Genomic DNA, 19231 nt, shown 5'->3' with positions numbered 1-19231 from the left:
TTTCGCCACTCTCGTCACAGAAAACGCGTCGATTCTCCCGATTTGCTCGAGGCGTAGGCAATTGCTTCCCTGTTCCGCTTGAGTGCCTAAGGGCTTTGTCGCAACAATCGCAACCGAGGATGATTCCAGTATCGGGGAGCCTAAGACGATGAAATCAATTCTACTCGCCGGCGTGGCAGCCTTCGCGCTCGCAGCGCCCGCCTTTGCCGCCGAGCCGGCCAAGCCGGAGGCGAAGCCTCTGATCGCCCTGCCCGAGCCCAATGTCGATTTTCTCGGGGCCGGTTTCGACTACGCCTATGGCGCGAAATTCATGTCGGACTATATCGTCCGCGGCATTTCCAATAGCGCTCACCGCCCCGCGGGCAGCGTCTATGGCGAATTGCGTTATGGCTGGTTCTACACGGGCCTCGCCGCCACCAATGTGACGCTGGCCACCAGCCCGCTGGCCGAGGTCGACATCTCCGCCGGCATTCGTCCGACCTGGGGTCCGCTGACGCTGGACTTCGGCGCCGTCTATTACGCCTATCCGAGCAACCATCAGCAGTGGTTCATCGGCGGCGCGATTCCGGTGACGACCTTCAAGAATTCCTACACCGCTCTGCCCACCACGGCTTTCGATCCGAGCTATATCGAGATCTACTTCAAGCCGAGCTGGGCGCTGAACGACTATCTGACGCTCGGCGGTCAGCTGGCCTATGCTCCGAATTGGAACCGCTATAACGCGCATTCGCTCTATTCGGAGATCAATGCGAAGGTCACTCCCTTCGCCAATACCGATTATTCGGGCCTGTCGATCTCCGGCGCCTTCGGCCATTACTATCTCGGCATGTCCGACGCGAGCTATGGCGGCAGCTATATCGACCCCGACTACGCCTTCCTGTCGACTGGCATTCTCGGCACCAAGGGCTTCAAATTCGCCAGCTACAACACCTGGAACGTCGGCGCTTCCTATAATTGGAACGTGGTGACGCTCGACCTGCGCTACTATGACTCGAACCTCACCCGCGCGGGCTGCTTCCTCAACACCTCCGACCCGTCGGGCAATTTGGTGGCTTCGCTGAACACTCTCACCGGCCAGAGCTCCTCGAGCTGGTGCGGCTCGCGCTTCGTCGCGTCGCTGTCGGTCGATTTCAGCTCGGCGACCTTCAAGTAAGACTGCGCCGACGCCTTGCAACGAAACGGACCCGCTACCCGCGGGTCCGTTTTTTTTTTGCGTGGGCGGCGCCGCAGCCTCGAAGAGTCGAATAAGGTTGGGGCCGATCGCGTCTCACTGCGCCGATATTTCGACGTCGTGATCCTGCGTCGAGGTCACTTTGAAAGTGGTCTGAAAGGTTTTGCCCTCGCGGCGCGCGATGGCGACATATTCGCCTTCCGCCAGCGCCAGCGACGGAAACGCGCCGATCAATTCGCGAATGACGTCGCCGCCCGGCGTCAGCACCGAGAAAAAAGTGTTGGCGAGCGCCTCGCCGCCCGGCGTCTTGACCAGCTTCAAGGTCATTGTCGCGGCGCGGTGACGCAGCGTGGCCTCGATGACCTTGCCGGCCGGCACGCGCAGATCGGCGGTGACGACGGAATTGGTCGTATTATTGTCGCCCTGCGATCCTTGGCTCACATCGAGCAGCGTCGAGACGATATGATAGGCGCCCTCGGGCAGAGAGATGATCTCGCCCGAACGGGCGTTGGCGAGCACCAGCTTCGCCTCGGAATTTCCCCGCTCCGGGACATAGATCGAAATGGCGAGCCGCTGCGCCGGAAGCTGCGTGTCGCCCAGAAGGTCGATGAGCTTCAGCCCGCCGGCGTTGAGCGTCAGCCGCTCGCTGACATTGCGGCCGTCGATCACGATGCGGCGCGTCGCCCCGGCGAGGCCGAAAGCGGCGTGGACGATATAGGCGCCATCCGGCAATTGCCCGGTATAATTCGCCTCGCGCGATTCCGCGACGAGCTTGCGGGCGCCGTCCGGCTGCGACGAATCTTCGAAAATGCGCCAGACGACGCCGCTGCGAATCGCAAAGGAGTCGTTTTGCGTCAGCGCGGCCGAGAGGCGCAGCGTCGCGCCGGCGGCGGGCTTTTCCTCCTCGGTCGGCGCGGGCGCCGGCGCGGGGATGGCCGGCTTGACGGAGCGGCCTTTCTGCTGGGCGGGCGGGGCCAGGGTCTGCGCCGCCGCGCCGCCGGCGAGGAGCATTGCGAGAGTGACGAGAATTGGTGACTTCATGCGCCGCATCTGAGGGGCGGGCGCGAGCGCCCGATTTCGACGTCCATTGTGACGCCCGCCGTCCGCCCTGTCACTCCTCCCGGTGGTCGAGCAGGGTGGAGGCGGCGGAGCCGAGATTGGCGAGCGAAAACGGCCGAAATAGGAATTCCACCTTATGGCGGCCCTTGGCCATCGGCACGCCGCGGAACAGAATATTGGCCTTGACGATCGGCGCCGGCGCGCCGTCCACGCGCGCCTCCCAGCCGGGATAATAGAGATCATGGAGGACGAGCAGCCCATCTTGCTCCGATTCGACATCGATCAGAATGCGGTCGTTCTCATAGGAGACGATCGTCGCTCGTCCGTCCGGCGCGCCGGCCGCGACCGCGCCGGCGAGGGCGGGATCGAGCCGCGGCAGATCGGCCAGATCGACCAGCGCCTCGCGGGCGCCGTCGAAATCGGGGATGTCGTCCTCGGCGATGGCCGCGTCGGAATCGACGCCGGCCACATGCGTGGCCAAATAGGCGCGCGGCGCGGCGCGGCCGAGCTTGTAGACATAGATCTGGTCGGAGACGAAGATCGGCGAGGCGCTGGGGCGCGGCATATGCCGCGGCATACGCGCGAGCGGGCGGCCGAGCACCAGATAATCGAGGCCGAGCAGCCGCGCGAGCTTGCATTTATAGCCGCGGAACGTGCCCGGATAATGCCGCAGATTGGGGTCGACGGCGTTGTCGCCCGGCCCGACGGCGCGCTCATAATCGGCGATGCGCAGCGGATTATAGCCGAGCGTGTCCTCGAGGCCGAGAATCATAGAGGCGTTCTGCCAGCCGCCGGGCAGGCCCAGAATTTCGATGCGCGGACGCTCGCCCTTGGCGGCGCGCTCGGAAATGTCCTTGCGCAGCGCGGCGATGGCTCCGCGCTCGGCGGCCGAGGCGTCGTCGAGAATGGAATAGCGCGTCGCCGGCTCTGCGTTCAGCGGATCGGCGGCGTTGCGCCACAGCAGCTCGCCCCCGGTGGCGGCGACGAGCAGAAACGCGACGAGGCCGCGCATCGCGAATCTGTCGCCGAGAACGAGAGCCGCGGCCACCGCGCCGGCGACGAGGAGAGATGCGGCCACGGCGACGAGCGACTCCACGCCATGGCCATGGGCGAAGGAGAAGGCCAGCCCGCCGAGGATCAGCGCGAGGGCGGCGCCGACGGCCGCCGCAGAAAGCCCATGGGCGAGCGCGCGCGGCATTTTCTGAAACGGCCGCGGCGCGCCGTGAGCGACATAGCGATGCAGCAGATAGGCGGCGCTGAGCGCGAAGCCGGCGTTGAGCACGAAGGCCGCGTCGGCCGGCCGGCGATAGAGCGACACGCCGGGAAAGAAATCATAAATGGCGGAAAACACCGGCGTCCAGCGGCCGAGCGTATAGATCAGCGCGGCGGCGAGCATGTAATGAAAAAAGCGCATCTCCTTGGCGAAGATACGCCCGCCGGCGAGCCCGTGCCAGAAGCCCAGAACGACGGGCGCGGCGCCGATGAAGAGATAGTCTATGGCGCGGTCGGTCCAGTCCGGCGCGGCCATGGTGTCATAGCCGGGGCCCCAATAATCATAGCTCTTGTTCAGCGAGCCGAAGATGTCGGGCGCGAGCAGAGTGGCGAGATTGACGGGCGCCAGCGAGCCCGCCGCAGCGACGCCGAAGGCGATGCCCGGCCGGTTGGAGGCCGCGAGAAATTGCAGAGTCAGCAGCACGGGAACGGCGAGGATCGCGCCGCCCGTCGCGCCAGCGGCCAGCAGCGCCGGCCAGCGGCCGAGCAGATAATCCAGCGGCCGGGAGGAGACGGCCGCCGCATAGAGCAGTCGAGCGATCAGCACGAGGCAGAAGAGAAAGGCGACCTGATCGCGACCGAGCGCCATCAGGCTGGCGAGAATTCCGAAACCGACGCCATAGAGCAGGCGCGGCTTCTCCAGCATGATCTCCAGCGTCAGCAGGGCGAGCGGGAAGAAGCTGTAGGAGATGATCATCCCTGTATGCTGGAGCCGCGAGGCCGCGACCCCGCCCAGCATGAAGATCATCCCCGCCAGAACGGCGGCCGTGGGGACGAAGCCGCGCCGCGCGCAGAGCGCCAATATTCCGGCGCCGCCCATCAGAAGATGCGCCAGCACGAAGACATCGAACTCCTGCATCGTCGCAGCCGGACGCAGCAGCGCGAAGAGGAAGAAGGTCGGCGCGAAAATCAGTGATTGCGGATCGGCGACAGAGGGATGTCCAGCGAAATGATAGGGATTCCAGAGCGGCACGTCGCCCCGGCGCAGCGCCTCGCCGAGAAAGCGGAACATGGGATAGAAATGGTTTTTCGAATCCCAGGGCACCACCGCGCCGCTCGCCAGCCACAGGCCCGCCGCCAGAGCGATGAACAGCATGAGGCCGGCGAGGGCGGCGAAGGCGTCGCGGCGTGCCCATATATGGGCGTGGAGGGCGTCCGGTCCGGCGAGCGCCCGGCGCGTTTCGCTGAGCGCGAGCGGGGAGTCCTCGGCGCCCGATAGGCCGAGCGGGCGGTCGCTGATCGACATGTTCGAACCTGTCTGAACCATCGCGAGCCGGCCGTTGGCGGCGTCGCGCGACGGCAATTCGCTCTCGAGAGCGGGATGTCCGGGCGGGAGCGCGTCGCTCGGCGACGACGCTGCGCTCGAATTCCCGCTCAGATTGATTTCCTTTTCATGAACTCATGATGAATGCGTTCGGGCGCGGCCTTCTATAGCGCAGGCGGGGCCTTGCCGAAAGTCTGGTTTATCGCTGGGATTTGTGCGGCGTCCAAAGCGAGCTTGGCGCCGAATCCGTCGCGCCGCGCGGCGCGGCATTGCGCGACGAGGCCCTCCGCATCGCCGATGGCCGCGAAAGGCGCGTCGATCGCCGCGACGCCGGCCGCCGCCGCGCCGAGCAGCAGCAGCGCGCGCGCGACCGAGAAGGGCGAGGCCGGATCATTCGCCGCCACGCTGTGCGGCTCCACGCCCAGCGCGCGGCGCAGCGGCTCGACATCGAAGGCGAGCGCCTCGAGGCGGGCGGAGGCGCCGGCGTAGCTGGACAGAGCGAAGATCGCCGCCGGCGTCTGCGTGGCGAGAGCGACGATGCGGGTCGCGCCGTCGGCGCGGCCGCATTCGGCCTCCTGCACGGCGAGCTTGGCGGACACATGCTGCACGCTCGCTCCGCCGCAGGCCTGCGGCAGAAAGATCCCATCCGCGCCCGCGCCGACGACGGAAGCGAGATCGGCGTCGATGGCCGCGCTGTCGAGCGCCGCGATGCGCGCGTAGAGCCGCAGCCCGGGCGGGCGCGGACGTCGGATCAGCGCCGCAGCGCCGCTCCGCGAAGCTTCGCGAGAGTCGCAAAGATCGAGGACGATGGCGTCGGCGCCGCTGGCGAGCGCGGCGGCGAAGGCCTCCTCGCGCGGCGCGACGAGAAAAAACGAGCGCATCTTCGATACATCCGCCATTCGCCGCCGTGATCTTAAGCGGGCATTTACCATAAGTCGCGATTCTCGACGGGAACGCGTCAAGTCCGGTCGAGCACATAGAGCGCTTCCCGCCGAAGCGGACCCCGGTTCGGCATTGGAAGCGCCGTCGAGAAAAGCCCAGAGCGCCGATGATCGTAAGAAATTTTCTGCAATGGGCGCAAACCGCGCCGACGGCCCTCAGAGTGGAAGGCGCAGCCGCCTTGGCGCGCGCCTATCTCGTCAGCGATCTCGACGCGCCGATGAAGCGCGAGGCGGAGACGGTCCTCGCCGCTCTGCTCGACGATCCGTCGCCGCTGGTGCGCCGCGCGCTGGCCAAGGTCTTCGCCAGCGCGCCCGACGCGCCGCATTGCATCGTCTCGGCGCTGGCCAATGATCAGTCGGACATTGCGGCCATGGTGCTGTCGCGCTCGCCGCTGCTCGGCGAGAGCGAGCTCATCGATTGCGCGGCTGTCGGCGACGTCTTTTCGCAGAGCGCCATTGCGCTGCGCGCCCATGTGCCCACCGGCCTCGCCTCGGCCATCGCCGAAATCGGCGCCTGCGAGGCGTTGATTTCGCTCGCCGTCAATCCGGGGGCCGAGCTGCCGGCCTTCGCCATGCGCCGCATGATCGAGCGGTTCGGCGATGATGCGCAATTGCGCGAGGCGCTGCTCTCCCGCCCCTTTCTGCCGGCGGCGGTGCGCGTCGATCTCGTCGAGGCGACGGCCGCGAGCCTCGCCTCCTTCGTGCTCGATCGCGATTGGCTGTCGCCGGAGCGAACGCGTCGCATCATGCAGGAGGCGCGCGACAAGGCCAATATCGTCATCGCCGCCACGGCGAACGATAGCGAGGGCCGCAGAGGCGTGCGAATGCTGGTCGGCCATTTGCGGCGCAAGGCGCGGCTGACGCCGAGCCTCGCTCTGCGCGCGCTGCTCTCGGGCAATCGCGCGTTGTTCGAGGCGACGCTCGCCGAATTGTCCGGCCTCGACGAGGAGAAAGTCGCCGGCCTGACGCGCGATTTCGACGGCGCCGGCTTCGCGGCGCTCTATGCGCGCGCGGGAATGCCTGCCAATCTTCTGCCGGCCTATCGCGCCGCATTGGAGTCGCAGAGGGCGTTCGGCTATGCGGGGGCGCCGTCCGGCGCGCGTCTGTCGCTGGCGATGGTGCAGCGTGTGCTGACCTCTTGCGACGGGATCAAGGGCGGCGAGCTGGACCGGCTGATGGCGCTGCTGCGCCGCTTCGAGGCCGAGGCGCTGCGCGAAGACGCCCGCGAGGCGGCTGCGGCGCTGACGAGCGCTTCGCTCGTCGACATGGCGGCGCTGGAGGCGCAACTGCTCGTCGCGGCGTGAGGGTGGGGTGGCGATGTCCTCGCCGCCGCGTCTCAATAGCCGAACTGCTCGCGCAATATTCTCTCTTCCAGCGAGTGCCCCGCGTCGTGCAGGAGAATGAGATCGGTCCGGTGATCCATCTCGACGTCGACCTGTAGCGCATCGCGAAATTCGTCGTGATCGGCGACGACGGAGACCGGGCGCTTGTCCGCCTCCAAGACTTCCAGCCGCACTTTGGCGGCGTCCGGCAGCAGCGCGCCGCGCCAGCGCCGCGGGCGAAAGGCGGAGATGGGCGTCAGCGCCATCAAAGGCGCGTCGAGCGGCAATATGGGGCCATTGGCGGAGAGATTGTAGGCGGTGGAGCCGGCCGGCGTCGCCACCAATACGCCATCGGTGATGAGCTCGGGCAGGCGCTCCTGGCCATTCACCAATATGCGCAGCTTGGCGATCTGCGAGCTCTGGCGCAGCAGCGAGACCTCGTTGATCGCATGGGCGGCGAATTCGTCGCCATGCGTGTTGGTCGCGCGCATCAGCAGCGGATGGATGATCGAGGGCTTGGATTCGGCGATGCGCTTGCGCAGCGCGCTCTCGCGATACTCGTTCATCAGAAAGCCGACGGAGCCGCGATTCATTCCGTAGATCGGCTTGCCGGCGCCCATGAAGCGATGCAGCGTGCGCAGCATCAAGCCATCGCCGCCGAGCGCGACGATGCAATCGGCCTCCTCCGGCGCAACCTCGCCATATTTGGCGACGAGCCGCGCCCGCGCTCCATCGGCCTCCGACGTGCCGGAGGAGAGGAAGGCGAGCTTTTTATAATTGTTCGGCGTTTCGCCGGACTCGGACATGGGGGGACCTGGCTCGGCGGGGGCCGCGCTCGCGGCGGCGTGGGCCGAATTCCATACACCCGGCGAAGTCGGAAGGAAACGGGAGGCGATCCCTCGAGACGAGCGAGATTATTCTATGCCCGCCTCGCGGTTGCGCGCATTGATGGCGTTGCGGAGCTGCTCGTTGATCGCGACCGGATCGGTCGGCGAGGGCTTGGCCTGCAGCAGCGCGCCGCGGACAAGGGATGCTTCCTCGGCCGTCAGCACCACAGGGCCGGCCATGAAGGCGGCGTTGGGCAGCGTGTGCAGAATCCGCAAGCGATTGGGATGGTCCTTGACCTCGACGACGCGATCGGCGACCGGCTTGCCGTCCACACAGACATAAGGACCGATGACTTCGACTTTATGGCCATCGTCGGTATTTCTGATGAAAGTCGTTTGCATTGTCGTCGTCACTCGTGCTGGATTGAACTTCGCGACGAAAGTCAGCAAGTTTTGTGCCGGCTGGCGCCCGTCGCCGTAGAACAGAGACAGAGCCATTCCGCCGCGCCCATCAGCGCGAGGAAGAGGCAGAAGCCGACAAAGAGCCGCAAGATCGAGCCCCGCTATGACCGAGGAAGGAAAGAAAAGCCGCCAGCCGCCACCGCCGCCCAAGAAGAACGCCGCGGCGCTGGCCGCCGCGCTCAGGGCCAATCTGCGCCGACGCAAGGCGGCCGCGCAATCGTCCGGCGCGCCCGAGAGCGAACCGGAGGCGAAGACGCCGGATTCGCGCTGATTCACGATTCGGCGTCGCCCGCCTCGTCGCGGCGGAAGGGCAGGCTCGCCTCATAATCGGCGATCGCCTCGTCCACGGCCACTTTCTCGCGCGAGAGAAACTCGACCACCGCGGTTCGCAGCCGCGCGTCGGCGAAATCATGCGCCGAATGGGTGGCGACGGGCCGATAGCCGCGCGCCAGCTTGTGCTCGCCCTGCGCGCCGGCCTCCACGCGTTTGTAGCCATGGCGAATGGCGTATTCGATCGCCTGATAATAGCAGACCTCGAAATGCAGGAAGGGCCGCTCCTCCAGCGCGCCCCAATTGCGGCCGTAAATCGCATCGTCGCCCAGAAAATTGATCGCCCCGGCGATGTAATGCCCATCGCGCCGCGCCATCACCAGGAGGATGCGGTCCGCCATCGTCTCGCCGATGCGATCGAAGAAATCGCGCGTCAGATAGGGCCGTCCCCATTTGCGCGCGCCCGTGTCCATATAGAAGGCGTAGAATTTCTCCCAATGCGCGGGCTGTATGTCCGCCCCGGTCAGAAGATCGATCGAGACGTCGTCGCCCAGCGCGTCTCGGCGCTCGCGCTTGATCGTCTTGCGTTTGCGCGAGGAGAGCGCGGCTAGGAAATCGTCGAAATCGCGATAGTTTTCGTTGAAGAAATGGAACTGCTCGCCGGCGCGCGGGGCGAAGCCCTCGGCCGCCAGCGCGCCGACCTCGCCCTCTGTCGCGAAGGTGACATGGATCGAGGAGGCCTCCGCCGCTTGGCGCAGCGCGCGCAGCGCATGGATCAGGCCCGGCAGCGCGCCCTCCGGCGCGTCGCGGGCGACGAGCAGCCGCCGCCCCGTGGCCGGGGTGAAGGGAACCGCCACCTGCACCTTGGGATAATAGCGCCCGCCAGCGTTCTCATAGGCCTGAGCCCAGCCGAAATCGAAGACATATTCGCCCATGCTGTGCATCTTCATATAGGAAGGCGCGGCCGCGACGAGGCGGCCTTCGGCGTCTTCGAGAATCGTGTAGAGCGGCGTCCAGCCGCTGCGCCCGCCGACCGATTTGGAGCGCTCCAGCGCCAGCAGGAAGGCGCTGGAGATAAAGGGATTGTGCCGCTCGCCCCCGGCCTCCTCGGCGGTGAGGCCGGGCGGATTGGCGAGCGCGTCCCAGGCCGCGGCGTCGATCTGCTCGAGCGAGGGGACGAAGCGGGCCGTCAGACGAGTGGAAGACATCCTATGATCTGAACACATGGCGCCCGCGATTTTGCAGAGAGCTGCACACTCTACGCGAAGCGAAAGACGTTCCAATCGGCTTTTTGTCCGCCCTGCTCCGGTACGGTTATTGCTTCAAAAATAGGCGCCTATCCGCCGATGAGAGGAATGGACGAGGGAACTAATGCCGCTCTACTCCTATGAATGCCGAGACTGCCATGCGGAGTTCGAACTGCTGGTCCGCGCTTCGGACACGCCCGTCTGTCCGTCTTGCGGAAGCGAGAAGCTGGAGCAGCAGGTCGCCAAAATCTGCGTCGAGATCAAATATCCCGCCATCGCCAAATCCTGGCGCAAGGCGGCCGCCGCCGAGGGCGAGCTGTCCAATTTCAGCAAGAAGGAAATTCAGGCGAAGCCGAAGAGCTGACAGCGCCCGCCGAGCGGAGCCTCCGGCGCTCCGCCAGAGGGCGGGATGACGCCGCCGTGTGGGCGTGCTAAGCGCGCTCATGCTCGAAGGACTTCCCCCCAATTGCGCCAGCCACGGCCTGCGCCTCGTCTGCGACCAAACATCCGCGCGCGCCATCGCCGATCTCGTGGTCGAGACCTTCGACCCGGCCGAGACCGCGGCCACGGCTTTCGAGGAGCCGGACGAGAAAAGCTGGGCCGTCGAAGTCTATTTCGGCGATCCGCCCGACGAAGCGCAGATCCGCGCGCTGATCGAGGCCGCCGCGGGCCCGGAGGCGGCCGCGGCCGCGCAATTTTTCGAGATTTCGCAGAAGGACTGGGTCGGCGCCTCGCTCGAGGGGCTGCGGCCGGTGCGCGCCGGGCGATTCCTGGTCCATGGCTCGCATGATCGCGGCCGTGTGCGCTCTAGCGACATCGGCATAGAGATAGAGGCGGCGCTGGCCTTCGGCACCGGCCATCACGGCACCACGCTCGGCTGCCTGCTGACGCTGGCGGAAATCTGCAAGCAGCGGCGCCCGCAGAATGTGCTGGATGTGGGGACCGGCACCGGCGTGCTCGCCATCGCCGCCGCGCGCCTGCTGCGACAGCCCATCGCCTGCGGCGATATCGATCCGGTGGCGGTGGAGACGGCGGGCGTCAACGCGCGCTTCAACGGCGTCGGCGATCTGGTGCGTCCGGTCGTCGCCGTGGGCGTGCGCCATCCGGCGCTGGCGCCCGCGCGATATGATCTGATCTTCGCCAATATTCTCGCCAAGCCGCTGCGCCTGCTCGCGCCCAAGATCGCCGCCGTCGCCGCGCCTGTGGCCGAGCTCGTGCTCTCCGGCCTGCTGGCGCGCGATGTGCCGGGCGTGCTCTCGGCCTATCGCGCGCAGGGCTTTTCGCTGGCGAAGCGCCGCGACATAGACGGCTGGGCGACCCTGCTGCTGCGCAGCGGCGGCGCCGCGCCCCGGCCGGATTGGCGCCTGCCCGATGACGAAGACGACGACTGAGACGAAGGGGCCCCCCGCCGCCTTGGTCTCGACGACCTTGCCGAGCGCAACGAGCAGCGCCATGCCGAGCGGAACGAAAGGCAGAAAATTGGCGATCGGCGCGCCCGATTCGAAGAGGTCCTGATAAAGGCTCCAGGCCGTGACGGGCCGAGAGAAAAGGTTTTTGCATAGCGCCGTTCGGGAGCGTGTTTATTCTTTTGGAAGTGTTCTATTAAAAGAACATACTATTTGACATAGCGAACAATCCGCAGGAGCCTATGTGCTCGGAAAGCAGCGAAGCCCGCAATGATTTTCGAGGGCGCGCGCCGCGGAGAAGGAGGCCGAAAATGTCCGACGCCTATATTATCGAGCTCGGCGAGGAGGCCGTCGGCGTCATCGCCCGTGACGCGAACGGCTATCGTTTCTATGCGGCGAAGCAATCGTTTCGGCCGCTGGAAGGGCGCTTGTTCCAATCGGCGGAGACGGCGCGCAATGCGGCGCTGGAACTGCGGCGCGACGCGCCGCCGCGCGTCTCGGCGCTGACCTCGCTCGCCCTCGTCGCCGAGCAGGGATGCGGCTGACGCCTATCCGCCGTTCAGCCCCAAGGTCCGTTCGAGGCGGAAGGCGGATCGAGCGGGCTGCGGCCGTCGCGCGGCAGAAAGCCCGGCGCGTCGGGCGCCGGCTGCGCGTCCCATGGCCCGTGATTCTCGATCGGCGGCGGCGGCTCCAGTTTCGGCATGTCGCGCCCGCCGGCGTAGCGCACCAGAGCGGCGACGCGGTCGTCGACGGAAGGATGCGTCGAAAACAGCGCGCGCGCCTTGCGCGGGCTCTCGATGAAGAAGGCGCCCATGCGCGAGGGCATGTCGGGGATGAGGGCGTTCGCCTCGATCTTGCGCAGCGCCGAGATCATCGCATCGGGATTTTTGGTGAGCTCCACAGAGCCCGCGTCGGCGAGAAATTCGCGCGAGCGCGAGATGGCGAAGCGAATCAGCACCGAGAGGCCCCAGCTCAGCGCGATGATGGCGAGAGCGATGATTATCGCGAGGCCGGCGCCGCTCGCGCCGCCGCGATCGCGGCCTTCCTCGGCCGTGCGTCTGGGCGAGAAACCAAAGCCCCAATTGCGAATGACGAGATCGCCGACGAAGGCGAATATGCCGACGAAAACCGCGGCCACCACCATCAGCTGAACGTCGCGATTGCGAATATGGGTCAGCTCATGGCCGATCACCGCCTCGATCTCGACGTCGTCCAAATGGTCGAGAAGGCCGCGCGTGACGGTGACGGCGTAATGGCCCTCGCTCACGCCGGAGGCATAGGCGTTGAGCGCCCCATCCTCGATGATCTTCAACGCCGGCGTCGCAATGCCGCGCGAGATGCAGAGATTTTCCAAGAGATTATAGAGGCGCGGAGCGTCCTCGCGCGTCACATCGGCGGCGCCGGTCGCCATGTCGATGAGTTTTTGATGAAAGACATAGGCGATGGCGAACCACAGCCCGGCGGCGCCGAAAGCGATCGGCCAGCCCTGCTCGAGATCGCGCAGCGCGCGCGCCATGATCTGCGGCAGCGTTGTATCCTCCGACGCCTCGAAGAGAAGCGCCACGGCGAACATCAGCGCCAGCAGCAGGACGACGAATCCCGCGAGCAGCAGCAGCGAGCGCAGCCGATTGGCTCGGATATGAGTGTAGAGGCCATAAGCGTGGAACATGGGCCCAGCGTGTTGAGGGAGGTTCAGAACTGCACTTTGGGAATCTCTCGGACGGCCTTGCGCTCGCCATCCTCGAGATTGAAGAACTCCTGCGGCGCAAAGCCGAAGGACGCGGCGTAGAAGGCGGCGGGGACGCTCTCGCGGGCCGCATTATATTCGGCGGAGGCATTGTTGAAGAAGCGCCGCGACGCGGCGATCTTGTTCTCCACGTCGGACAGCTCGCTCTGCAGCTGCTGAAAGTTCTGATTGGCTTTCAGATCTGGATAATTCTCGGCGAGGGCGAACAGCCGGCCGAGCACGCCATTGAGCGCGCTCTCGGCGGCGGCCTGCGCCTGCGGCCCCTGCGCGGCGACAGCCTCGTTGCGGGCGGCGACGAGCTCCTCGAGCGTGCCGCGCTCATGGGCGGCGTAGCCCTTCACCGTCTCCACCAGATTGGGGATGAGATCGTGACGCTGCTTGAGCTGCACGTCTATGTCCGAGAAAGCCTGGCGGCAGCGCTGCCGCAACGTCACCAGGCTATTGTAGGAGCCGACGAGCCAGAGGACGGCGAGGGCCAATACGCCGAGAAGGACGAGAGCGGTCATTTGGGGCTCCTTGATCTTCCCGCCGCACGCCAGCGGCGGAATGCGCAAGTCGTATCCGGCTTTCACGACCCGCGAAAGTGCGCCGACGCACAATGGAGCGGGACCCACCTGTCGAGCGTAAATCTGGCGAACGCCTCAAAGGGGCAAAGATCGAAGCCTGACATTCTTGCCGATCGGAATCTCATGCATGGAAGGCGGTGCGATCAATTTTGTGACCGCCTCGATTTCAGGCCATTTCCAGACGATCGTGGCCGCGACCTGATGCAGCGGCGTCTTCTGATATGCGGGCGCGAGAACGAAGCCGTGAAGACCGGCCGAGCGAAGCGCAGCGCGTTCGGCCGCATTTTTCAGGATGCGGCCGTCTCCCGATACGAACATCCATGCGTCGGGACTTTTCCGCAGATAGTCGATCCATTCGAAATCGGAGGCATGGCGGCCATTGGGCAACCCCGGCGCGTCTTTCATATGAAATGCGCGATGTCCAAATGATGAAACAAAGCCGTCTAAAGTCGACGCCATGACCGGCGCTGTACAGTTGTCGAACAGCACCTTCACGCGGCGAGCCGCCGCTCTAGCTCGGCCTCGAACTCGACGGCGCGTCTGACCGAGGTCTCGGGGACGTCAAACGCCGAGGCGGCCGTCTCGACCCCCTCTCGATTTGCCGCGACGGCCAAGACTGCGGTCGGCACGCTCGTCGAAGCATCGATCGGCTGGCCGAACGACCTCCCTGGATCGACGACGATGCTCGTACGACGCCCGGCCGGCCACCATTGGAAAGGCGCCCCTTTATCATCGAAATCGACCGACTTCAGCAATGGCTCGATGATCTGCTTGAACTCGTATTGACGCCGGAACAGGTTCAACAATCCTTCGCGCTCTTCCCCATGCTCGTCGGTTTCGGCGACGCGCAGAAAAATGTCTCGACCGTCTGTCCGAAATCGATCGGTCGACAGCGGCCGCTCATCGCCGATGATTTCGCGCGCGATCTGGATCGCCGCGCGCACGCGTCGGGACGAGACTCCGCAACGCATGAACTTGTCGGCAATTCGTGCTTCCATGAGATCGCGAAATCCCAAATAGACGTGGCCATTGTCGAGGTCGATTTGCGATTTCCAAAGCGGAGCATATTCATGCTCGCCGACGCGATGGCCGCGCAGCCACCGCGCCAGCTTTCCAGGAGCGATCGCGAGGAGCCGGCCCGCCTCCGCCGGGGTGTACAACCCCACGCCTATGAGATTTTCCATGAGCGCCTCCTGCGCCGTCATAGATTCAGCGCGATGACGCGCTGTCAACAAAATCCTCGGCTAGAGCGCTCATCAAAGAGGATCGTTCGGTCGATAAGAGGACCGGGTTCCGACGACCCTATCTGCAACCCTCGAGAAAACGAGGAAATTCAGCCGCCTAGTGGAGCAGAACACGGCGCCTCCAGGCTCTGCCGCTCGGCTGTCGGCGCTCCGCCCGATCGCGCTTACATTGCGGAGCGAAGCGGAATATAATCTGCGACAAAGCCGCGCCGGCGTCCATTTGACGGAGACGGCGCGCATCCCTATTTCGACCGAGAAACCCTCGACCGCGAGACTTCAGGCGCGACAGCAATGGCCATTCGTCCCATCATCACCCTGCCCGATCCGCGGCTGCGGCTCGTTTCCGAGCCGGTCGCGACCTTCGACGGCGAGCTTCAGCTTCTGCTCGACGACATGCTCGAGACGATGTACGAGGCCCCTGGCGTGGGCTTGGCGGCGATCCAGATCGCCGTGCCCAAGCGCATCGTGGTCGCCGACGCGACGCGCGGCGACGAGCCGAAGAATCCCATGTTCTTCATCAATCCCGAGATCGTCTGGGCCTCCGAGGAGCTGTTCGTCTATCAGGAGGGCTGCCTCTCGGTCCCCGATTATTTCGAGGATGTGCAGCGCCCGGCGCGCGTGCGCGTGCGCTATCTCGACCGCATGGGCGCGACGCAGGAGATCGAGGCCGACGGGCTGCTCGCCACCGTGCTCCAGCACGAGATCGACCATCTCGAGGGCGGGCTCTTCATCGACCATCTCTCCCGGCTGAAGCGCGAGCGCGTGGTGAAGAAATTCGCCAAGGCCGCCGCGCGCGCTGCTCCCGTCGCTCCCGTCGCCGACAAGGTCGAGGCGTAACGCCCTCATGCGCGTCGTCTTCATGGGCACGCCCGATTTCGCCGCGCCTCTGCTCCAGAGAATCGTCGCCGACGGCCATGAGGTCGCGGCCGTCTACACGCGCGCGCCGGCCCCGGCCGGCCGCGGCATGGAGCTGAAGCTCTCGCCCGTGCATCGGCTGGCCGAGACGCTCGCCATCCCCGTCTTCACGCCCAAGAGCTTCAAGAACGCCGAGACCATCGGCGCTTTCGCCGATCTTCGCGTCGATGTGGCGGTGGTCGCCGCCTATGGGCTCATTCTGCCGCAGGCGGCGCTGGACGCGCCGCGTTTCGGCTGCCTCAATCTGCATGGCTCCCTGCTGCCGCGCTGGCGCGGAGCGGCGCCGATCCAGCGCGCGGTGATGGCCGGAGACGCCGAGACGGGCGTGATGGTGATGAAGATGGAGGCCGGGCTCGACACCGGCCCCGTCGCCGCGACGGCGCGCATCGCCATCGGCGAGGATATGACGACGGGCGAATTGCATGACGCCCTCGCCGCCGCCGGCGCCGAGCTGATGGCCAAATCGCTGCGTGATCTCTCGGAGGACGGCCTCTCCTTCGCGCCCCAGGCCGAAGAAGGCGTGACCTATGCGCAAAAGATCGACAAGAGCGAGAGCCGCATCGACTGGCGGCGCCCGGCGCGTGAGATTCACAATCTCGTGCGCGGGCTCTCGCCCTTTCCGGGCGCTTTCTTCGAGAGCGATCTCGGCCATGGCGTCGAGCGCGTGAAAGTGCTGCGGACCAAGCTCGAGACAGGCGAAGGCGCGCCCGGCGCGGCGCTCGACGACAAGGGCCTCATCGCCTGTGGGGAGGGCGCCGTTCGGCTCGTCGAGGTGCAGCGCGGCGGCAAGGCGCCCATGGCCATAGGCGAATTTCTGCGCGGCCGCCCGCTCGCGCCGGGCATGACGCTGGCGACGTAACAATGACGGCCACAATAGAGGCGGGTTCCCCACCTCCCCCTGAAGGGGAGGGTGAACGCGCGACATTCCGCTACGCTCTCACTATAGAATATGACGGCTCGCCCTTCGTCGGCTGGCAGCGGCAGGAGAATGGCGTCTCCGTGCAGCAGCGGCTCGAGGAGGCGGTTTCGGCGCTGGAGGCCGGCGCACGGCGTGTGGTGCATGGGGCGGGGCGCACCGACGCCGGCGTTCATGCGCTGGGGCAGGTCGGCCATGTCGATCTTTCGCGCGAATGGCGCGAGGATCGGCTGCGCGACGCGCTCAATGCGCATCTGCGGCCGTCGCCGATCGCCGTGCTGGAAACGCGCCGTGTCGCGCAGACTTTCGAGGCGCGCTTCTCGGCGATCCGCCGGCATTATCGCTATGTGATCGACAATCGCCGCGCGCCGCTGACCTTGCAGCGCGGCCGCGCCTGGCATGTGAAGCGGCCGATCGATGCGGAGGCCATGCACGCGGCGGCGCAGGCGCTGGTCGGCCGGCATGATTTCACGACATTCCGCTCGACCGAATGTCAGGCCAATTCGCCGGTGCGGACGCTGGAGCGGCTCGATGTGCGTCGCGACGGCGACATCATCGAAATCGTCACTTGCGCGCGGTCGTTCCTGCACAATCAGGTGCGCTCGCTGGCTGGCTCGCTGGAGCATGTCGGCTCCGGCAAATGGAGCGCCGACGATTTGCGCGCGGCGCTCGAGGCGCGGGACAGGACCCGCTGCGGACAGGTCGCCCCGCCGCATGGGCTCTATCTCGTCGCCGTCGATTATTGACGGCGGACGCTCACAATCGTCTCGTCGCCTGCGCCAGCCATTTGCGCGTCTTTGCGTCGAGATGCGGCGACAATTCCGCGCGCACCCGCGCGTGATAGGCGTTGAGCCAGCGCGTCTCCTCGAGGCTCAAAAGCTTCGGCTCGACGAGGGCGAGATCGAAAGGCGCGAGGGTGAGCGTCTCGAAGCCGAGCATCTCGCGCTCGGCGCCTTCGATCTCCCGCTTCTCGACGACGATCAGATTCTCGAGGCGAATGCCATATTCGCCGGCGCGATAATATCCCGGCTCGTCGGAGAGGATCATGCCCGGCTGCAAGGGCGTCGAGCCGAGTTTCGATATGCGCTGCGGCCCCTCGTGCACCGAGAGATAGGCGCCGACGCCATGGCCGGTGCCATGGTCGAAATCGAGCCCCGCCTCCCACAGGCTGCGGCGCGCGAAAGCGTCGAGCTGCGCGCCGCTGACGCCCGCGGGAAACACCGCGCGGGCGACGCCGATATGGCCTTGCAGCACGCGGGTGAAATGCTCGCGCAATTGCTTCGACGGCCGGCCGACGCCGATGGTGCGCGTCACATCGGTGGTGCCGTCGAGATATTGCGCGCCGGAATCGACGAGATAGCAGCCGCGCGAGATGCGCAGATCGCTCGCTTCGGTCACGCGATAATGCGGAATGGCGGCGTGCGGACCGAAGGCGGAGATGGTGGGAAAGGAGAGATCGCGCAGCTCGCCGCTCTCGCGACGGAAGGTCTCGAGCGCCTGGGCGGCGGAGATTTCCGTGAGCTTTCCTTTGGGCGCCGTCTCCGCGAACCAGGAGAGAAAGCGCGTCAGCGCGACGCCGTCGCGCAAATGGGCGGCGCGCGCGCCATCGAGCTCTATGTCGTTCTTGACCGCTTTGAGCAGCGCGATCGGATCCTCGCCGAGCTTGGGCTTGCCGCCTTGGGCGCGGAAGAGCTCGACGAGCTTCGCCGGCGCGGTGGCGGAGTCGAACAGGATCGTCATGCCGCGCGCGCCGGCGTCGGAGATATCCTCGACGACATCGGCCGGCTCATAAATATCTGCGAGGCCTTCGAGGCTGCTCCTCGTCTTGGCCGAGAGCTTGGCGGGATCGACATAGAGTAGCGGCTTGCCCTCCTTGGGAAGGACGGCGAAAGCGAGCGCGATCGGCGTATGCGCGACATCGGCGCCGCGCAGATTGAACAGCCATGCGAGCGCATGGGGATCGGAGATCAGCAGCGCATCGGCCTCGCCGAGCGCCTTGCGCACGCGCGCGATCTTCGTCTTGGCCGCGACGCCGGCGAGGCGCGGCGGATAGAGCGTTACGGCGCCTCGCGGCGGCTCCGGCCGATCGGTCCAAACAGCGTCGATCGGATTGCTGTCGAGCGGAACGAGCGTGACGTCCTTGCTCTCCAATGCTTTGGCGTAGCGTTCGATCTGCGCCGGCGTGTGCACCCAGGGATCATAGCCGATGCGCGCGCCCTGCTTCGCCGTCTCGGCGAGCCAGCGCGCGGGCGCCTTTTGCGAAATGTCGAAGACGGCGACGCGTTTCGTATCGACCTGCTCGGGCGCTTGCAGCGTATAGCGCCCGTCGACGAAGAGCGCCGCTTTGTCGGCCAGCACGACGACGACGCCGGCCGAGCCGGTGAAGCCGGTCAGCCAGGCGAGCCGCTCCGCCGATTTCGGCACATATTCGTTCTGATGCTCGTCGGCGCGGGGGGCGATGAAGCCGTCGATGCGGCGGCGCGCGAGCTCTGCGCGCAAGGCCGCGAGTCGCTCCGCGCTGTCCTGCCCGCAGGCGTCGTCGGCGAAGCTCTGGAATCTGCTCTCGAACATGTCTCGAACCTATGCCCTTCCCCGCTCTGCG

At 66.1% G+C, this 19231-nt stretch carries 20 protein-coding genes; 9 read left to right on the top strand and 11 right to left on the bottom strand.

Annotated elements, in window-relative coordinates:
* The first annotated feature begins 148 nt into the window (after positions 1 to 148).
* The gene (locus C5689_RS01210) at positions 149 to 1153 is read left to right on the top strand and encodes a TorF family putative porin (protein WP_108915428.1); all 1005 of its coding nucleotides are present in this window, start codon (positions 149 to 151) and stop codon (positions 1151 to 1153) included.
* A 114-nt stretch (positions 1154 to 1267) separates the two neighbouring features.
* On the opposite strand, the gene C5689_RS01205 is transcribed toward C5689_RS01210, so the two are convergent.
* The 3 genes from C5689_RS01205 to C5689_RS01195 all read right to left on the bottom strand — a co-directional run bounded on the left by C5689_RS01205 (position 1268) and on the right by C5689_RS01195 (position 5665).
* Positions 1268 to 2212, bottom strand: coding sequence for a hypothetical protein (locus C5689_RS01205; protein WP_108915615.1), 945 nt, complete (start codon positions 2210 to 2212; stop codon positions 1268 to 1270).
* A gap of 70 nt (positions 2213 to 2282) precedes the next feature.
* Positions 2283 to 4748: a YfhO family protein gene (locus C5689_RS01200; RefSeq protein ID WP_108915614.1), complete on the bottom strand. Its 2466-nt coding sequence runs from the start codon at positions 4746 to 4748 to the stop codon at positions 2283 to 2285.
* 182 nt (positions 4749 to 4930) lie between these two features.
* Entirely contained in the window at positions 4931 to 5665 is a 735-nt protein-coding gene (locus C5689_RS01195) for an aldolase/citrate lyase family protein (protein ID WP_244594525.1), read from the bottom strand.
* Between the two features lie 149 nt (positions 5666 to 5814).
* On the opposite strand from C5689_RS01195, the gene C5689_RS01190 reads away from it, so the two are divergent.
* The gene (locus tag C5689_RS01190) at positions 5815 to 7011 is read left to right on the top strand and encodes a DUF2336 domain-containing protein (protein ID WP_108915426.1); all 1197 of its coding nucleotides are present in this window, start codon (positions 5815 to 5817) and stop codon (positions 7009 to 7011) included.
* 32 nt (positions 7012 to 7043) lie between these two features.
* Here the strand turns inward: C5689_RS01190 and C5689_RS01185 are convergent, their stop codons facing one another.
* On the bottom strand, positions 7044 to 7835 hold the full coding sequence (locus C5689_RS01185; RefSeq protein ID WP_108915425.1) for an NAD kinase: 792 nt from the start codon (positions 7833 to 7835) through the stop codon (positions 7044 to 7046).
* Positions 7836 to 7943: 108 nt separating this feature from the next.
* Positions 7944 to 8258 (bottom strand): hypothetical protein, encoded by a 315-nt coding sequence (locus C5689_RS01180; protein WP_108915613.1) that lies wholly within the window; start codon positions 8256 to 8258, stop codon positions 7944 to 7946.
* Positions 8259 to 8421: 163 nt separating this feature from the next.
* Here C5689_RS01180 and C5689_RS18450 point away from each other — a divergent pair, with 163 nt between their 5' ends.
* A complete protein-coding gene (locus tag C5689_RS18450; protein WP_166141340.1) occupies positions 8422 to 8589 on the top strand; it encodes a hypothetical protein in 168 nt (55 codons plus the stop codon).
* A gap of 1 nt (position 8590) precedes the next feature.
* Here C5689_RS18450 and C5689_RS01175 read toward each other — a convergent pair whose 3' ends face one another.
* Complete coding sequence (locus tag C5689_RS01175) at positions 8591 to 9796, bottom strand: GNAT family N-acetyltransferase (protein ID WP_108915424.1); 1206 nt, start codon at positions 9794 to 9796, stop codon at positions 8591 to 8593.
* Positions 9797 to 9959: 163 nt separating this feature from the next.
* On the opposite strand from C5689_RS01175, the gene C5689_RS01170 reads away from it, so the two are divergent.
* From C5689_RS01170 to C5689_RS01160, 3 genes are all read left to right on the top strand, one after another.
* Positions 9960 to 10199, top strand: a complete 240-nt coding sequence (locus C5689_RS01170) for an FmdB family zinc ribbon protein (protein ID WP_108915423.1) — start codon at positions 9960 to 9962, stop codon at positions 10197 to 10199.
* A gap of 79 nt (positions 10200 to 10278) precedes the next feature.
* A complete protein-coding gene (locus C5689_RS01165; RefSeq protein ID WP_108915422.1) occupies positions 10279 to 11226 on the top strand; it encodes a 50S ribosomal protein L11 methyltransferase in 948 nt (315 codons plus the stop codon).
* Between the two features lie 326 nt (positions 11227 to 11552).
* Positions 11553 to 11786 carry a hypothetical protein gene (locus C5689_RS01160; protein ID WP_108915421.1) on the top strand — a complete coding sequence of 78 codons (234 nt, stop codon included), beginning with the start codon at positions 11553 to 11555 and terminating at the stop codon, positions 11784 to 11786.
* Between the two features lie 14 nt (positions 11787 to 11800).
* On the opposite strand, the gene C5689_RS01155 is transcribed toward C5689_RS01160, so the two are convergent.
* The 4 genes from C5689_RS01155 to C5689_RS01140 all read right to left on the bottom strand — a co-directional run bounded on the left by C5689_RS01155 (position 11801) and on the right by C5689_RS01140 (position 14759).
* Entirely contained in the window at positions 11801 to 12910 is a 1110-nt protein-coding gene (locus C5689_RS01155; RefSeq protein ID WP_108915420.1) for a M48 family metallopeptidase, read from the bottom strand.
* 23 nt (positions 12911 to 12933) lie between these two features.
* Positions 12934 to 13494 carry a LemA family protein gene (locus tag C5689_RS01150; RefSeq protein WP_108915612.1) on the bottom strand — a complete coding sequence of 187 codons (561 nt, stop codon included), beginning with the start codon at positions 13492 to 13494 and terminating at the stop codon, positions 12934 to 12936.
* 135 nt (positions 13495 to 13629) lie between these two features.
* Positions 13630 to 14049, bottom strand: coding sequence for a PIN-like domain-containing protein (locus C5689_RS01145; protein ID WP_108915419.1), 420 nt, complete (start codon positions 14047 to 14049; stop codon positions 13630 to 13632).
* A complete protein-coding gene (locus tag C5689_RS01140; RefSeq protein ID WP_244594524.1) occupies positions 14046 to 14759 on the bottom strand; it encodes a hypothetical protein in 714 nt (237 codons plus the stop codon). The genes C5689_RS01145 and C5689_RS01140 overlap by 4 nt, the downstream gene beginning before the upstream one ends.
* Positions 14760 to 15089: 330 nt before the next feature.
* On the opposite strand from C5689_RS01140, the gene def reads away from it, so the two are divergent.
* Genes def through truA form a run of 3 tightly spaced genes read left to right on the top strand, consistent with a single transcriptional unit; the run spans position 15090 to position 17375 of the window.
* On the top strand, positions 15090 to 15635 hold the full coding sequence (gene def, locus C5689_RS01135) for a peptide deformylase (RefSeq protein ID WP_108915418.1): 546 nt from the start codon (positions 15090 to 15092) through the stop codon (positions 15633 to 15635).
* Between the two features lie 7 nt (positions 15636 to 15642).
* The gene (fmt, locus tag C5689_RS01130; protein WP_108915417.1) at positions 15643 to 16572 is read left to right on the top strand and encodes a methionyl-tRNA formyltransferase; all 930 of its coding nucleotides are present in this window, start codon (positions 15643 to 15645) and stop codon (positions 16570 to 16572) included.
* 2 nt (positions 16573 to 16574) lie between these two features.
* Positions 16575 to 17375, top strand: a complete 801-nt coding sequence (truA, locus tag C5689_RS01125) for a tRNA pseudouridine(38-40) synthase TruA (RefSeq protein WP_244594523.1) — start codon at positions 16575 to 16577, stop codon at positions 17373 to 17375.
* A 10-nt stretch (positions 17376 to 17385) separates the two neighbouring features.
* Here the strand turns inward: truA and C5689_RS01120 are convergent, their stop codons facing one another.
* Positions 17386 to 19200 (bottom strand): aminopeptidase P family protein, encoded by a 1815-nt coding sequence (locus C5689_RS01120; RefSeq protein WP_108915416.1) that lies wholly within the window; start codon positions 19198 to 19200, stop codon positions 17386 to 17388.
* Positions 19201 to 19231: the final 31 nt, after the last annotated feature.

It is taken from the genome of Methylosinus sporium, from assembly GCF_003113265.1.
GTDB classification, from domain to species: domain Bacteria; phylum Pseudomonadota; class Alphaproteobacteria; order Rhizobiales; family Beijerinckiaceae; genus Methylosinus; species Methylosinus sporium.
This window is presented reverse-complemented; position numbering and strand designations above follow the sequence as displayed.

Excerpts from the sequence above, each read along its gene's own strand:
- C5689_RS01210 (WP_108915428.1), top strand. The coding sequence starts at position 149 with ATGAAATCAATTCTACTCGCCGGCGTGGCAGCCTTCGCGCTCGCAGCG.
- C5689_RS01205 (WP_108915615.1), bottom strand. The coding sequence starts at position 2,212 with ATGAAGTCACCAATTCTCGTCACTCTCGCAATGCTCCTCGCCGGCGGC.
- C5689_RS01200 (WP_108915614.1), bottom strand. The coding sequence starts at position 4,748 with ATGTCGATCAGCGACCGCCCGCTCGGCCTATCGGGCGCCGAGGACTCC.
- C5689_RS01195 (WP_244594525.1), bottom strand. The coding sequence starts at position 5,665 with ATGGCGGATGTATCGAAGATGCGCTCGTTTTTTCTCGTCGCGCCGCGC.
- C5689_RS01190 (WP_108915426.1), top strand. The coding sequence starts at position 5,815 with ATGATCGTAAGAAATTTTCTGCAATGGGCGCAAACCGCGCCGACGGCC.
- C5689_RS01185 (WP_108915425.1), bottom strand. The coding sequence starts at position 7,835 with ATGTCCGAGTCCGGCGAAACGCCGAACAATTATAAAAAGCTCGCCTTC.
- C5689_RS01180 (WP_108915613.1), bottom strand. The coding sequence starts at position 8,258 with ATGCAAACGACTTTCATCAGAAATACCGACGATGGCCATAAAGTCGAA.
- C5689_RS18450 (WP_166141340.1), top strand. The coding sequence starts at position 8,422 with ATGACCGAGGAAGGAAAGAAAAGCCGCCAGCCGCCACCGCCGCCCAAG.
- C5689_RS01175 (WP_108915424.1), bottom strand. The coding sequence starts at position 9,796 with ATGTCTTCCACTCGTCTGACGGCCCGCTTCGTCCCCTCGCTCGAGCAG.
- C5689_RS01170 (WP_108915423.1), top strand. The coding sequence starts at position 9,960 with ATGCCGCTCTACTCCTATGAATGCCGAGACTGCCATGCGGAGTTCGAA.
- C5689_RS01165 (WP_108915422.1), top strand. The coding sequence starts at position 10,279 with ATGCTCGAAGGACTTCCCCCCAATTGCGCCAGCCACGGCCTGCGCCTC.
- C5689_RS01160 (WP_108915421.1), top strand. The coding sequence starts at position 11,553 with ATGTCCGACGCCTATATTATCGAGCTCGGCGAGGAGGCCGTCGGCGTC.
- C5689_RS01155 (WP_108915420.1), bottom strand. The coding sequence starts at position 12,910 with ATGTTCCACGCTTATGGCCTCTACACTCATATCCGAGCCAATCGGCTG.
- C5689_RS01150 (WP_108915612.1), bottom strand. The coding sequence starts at position 13,494 with ATGACCGCTCTCGTCCTTCTCGGCGTATTGGCCCTCGCCGTCCTCTGG.
- C5689_RS01140 (WP_244594524.1), bottom strand. The coding sequence starts at position 14,759 with ATGACGGCGCAGGAGGCGCTCATGGAAAATCTCATAGGCGTGGGGTTG.
- def (WP_108915418.1), top strand. The coding sequence starts at position 15,090 with ATGGCCATTCGTCCCATCATCACCCTGCCCGATCCGCGGCTGCGGCTC.
- fmt (WP_108915417.1), top strand. The coding sequence starts at position 15,643 with ATGCGCGTCGTCTTCATGGGCACGCCCGATTTCGCCGCGCCTCTGCTC.
- truA (WP_244594523.1), top strand. The coding sequence starts at position 16,575 with ATGACGGCCACAATAGAGGCGGGTTCCCCACCTCCCCCTGAAGGGGAG.
- C5689_RS01120 (WP_108915416.1), bottom strand. The coding sequence starts at position 19,200 with ATGTTCGAGAGCAGATTCCAGAGCTTCGCCGACGACGCCTGCGGGCAG.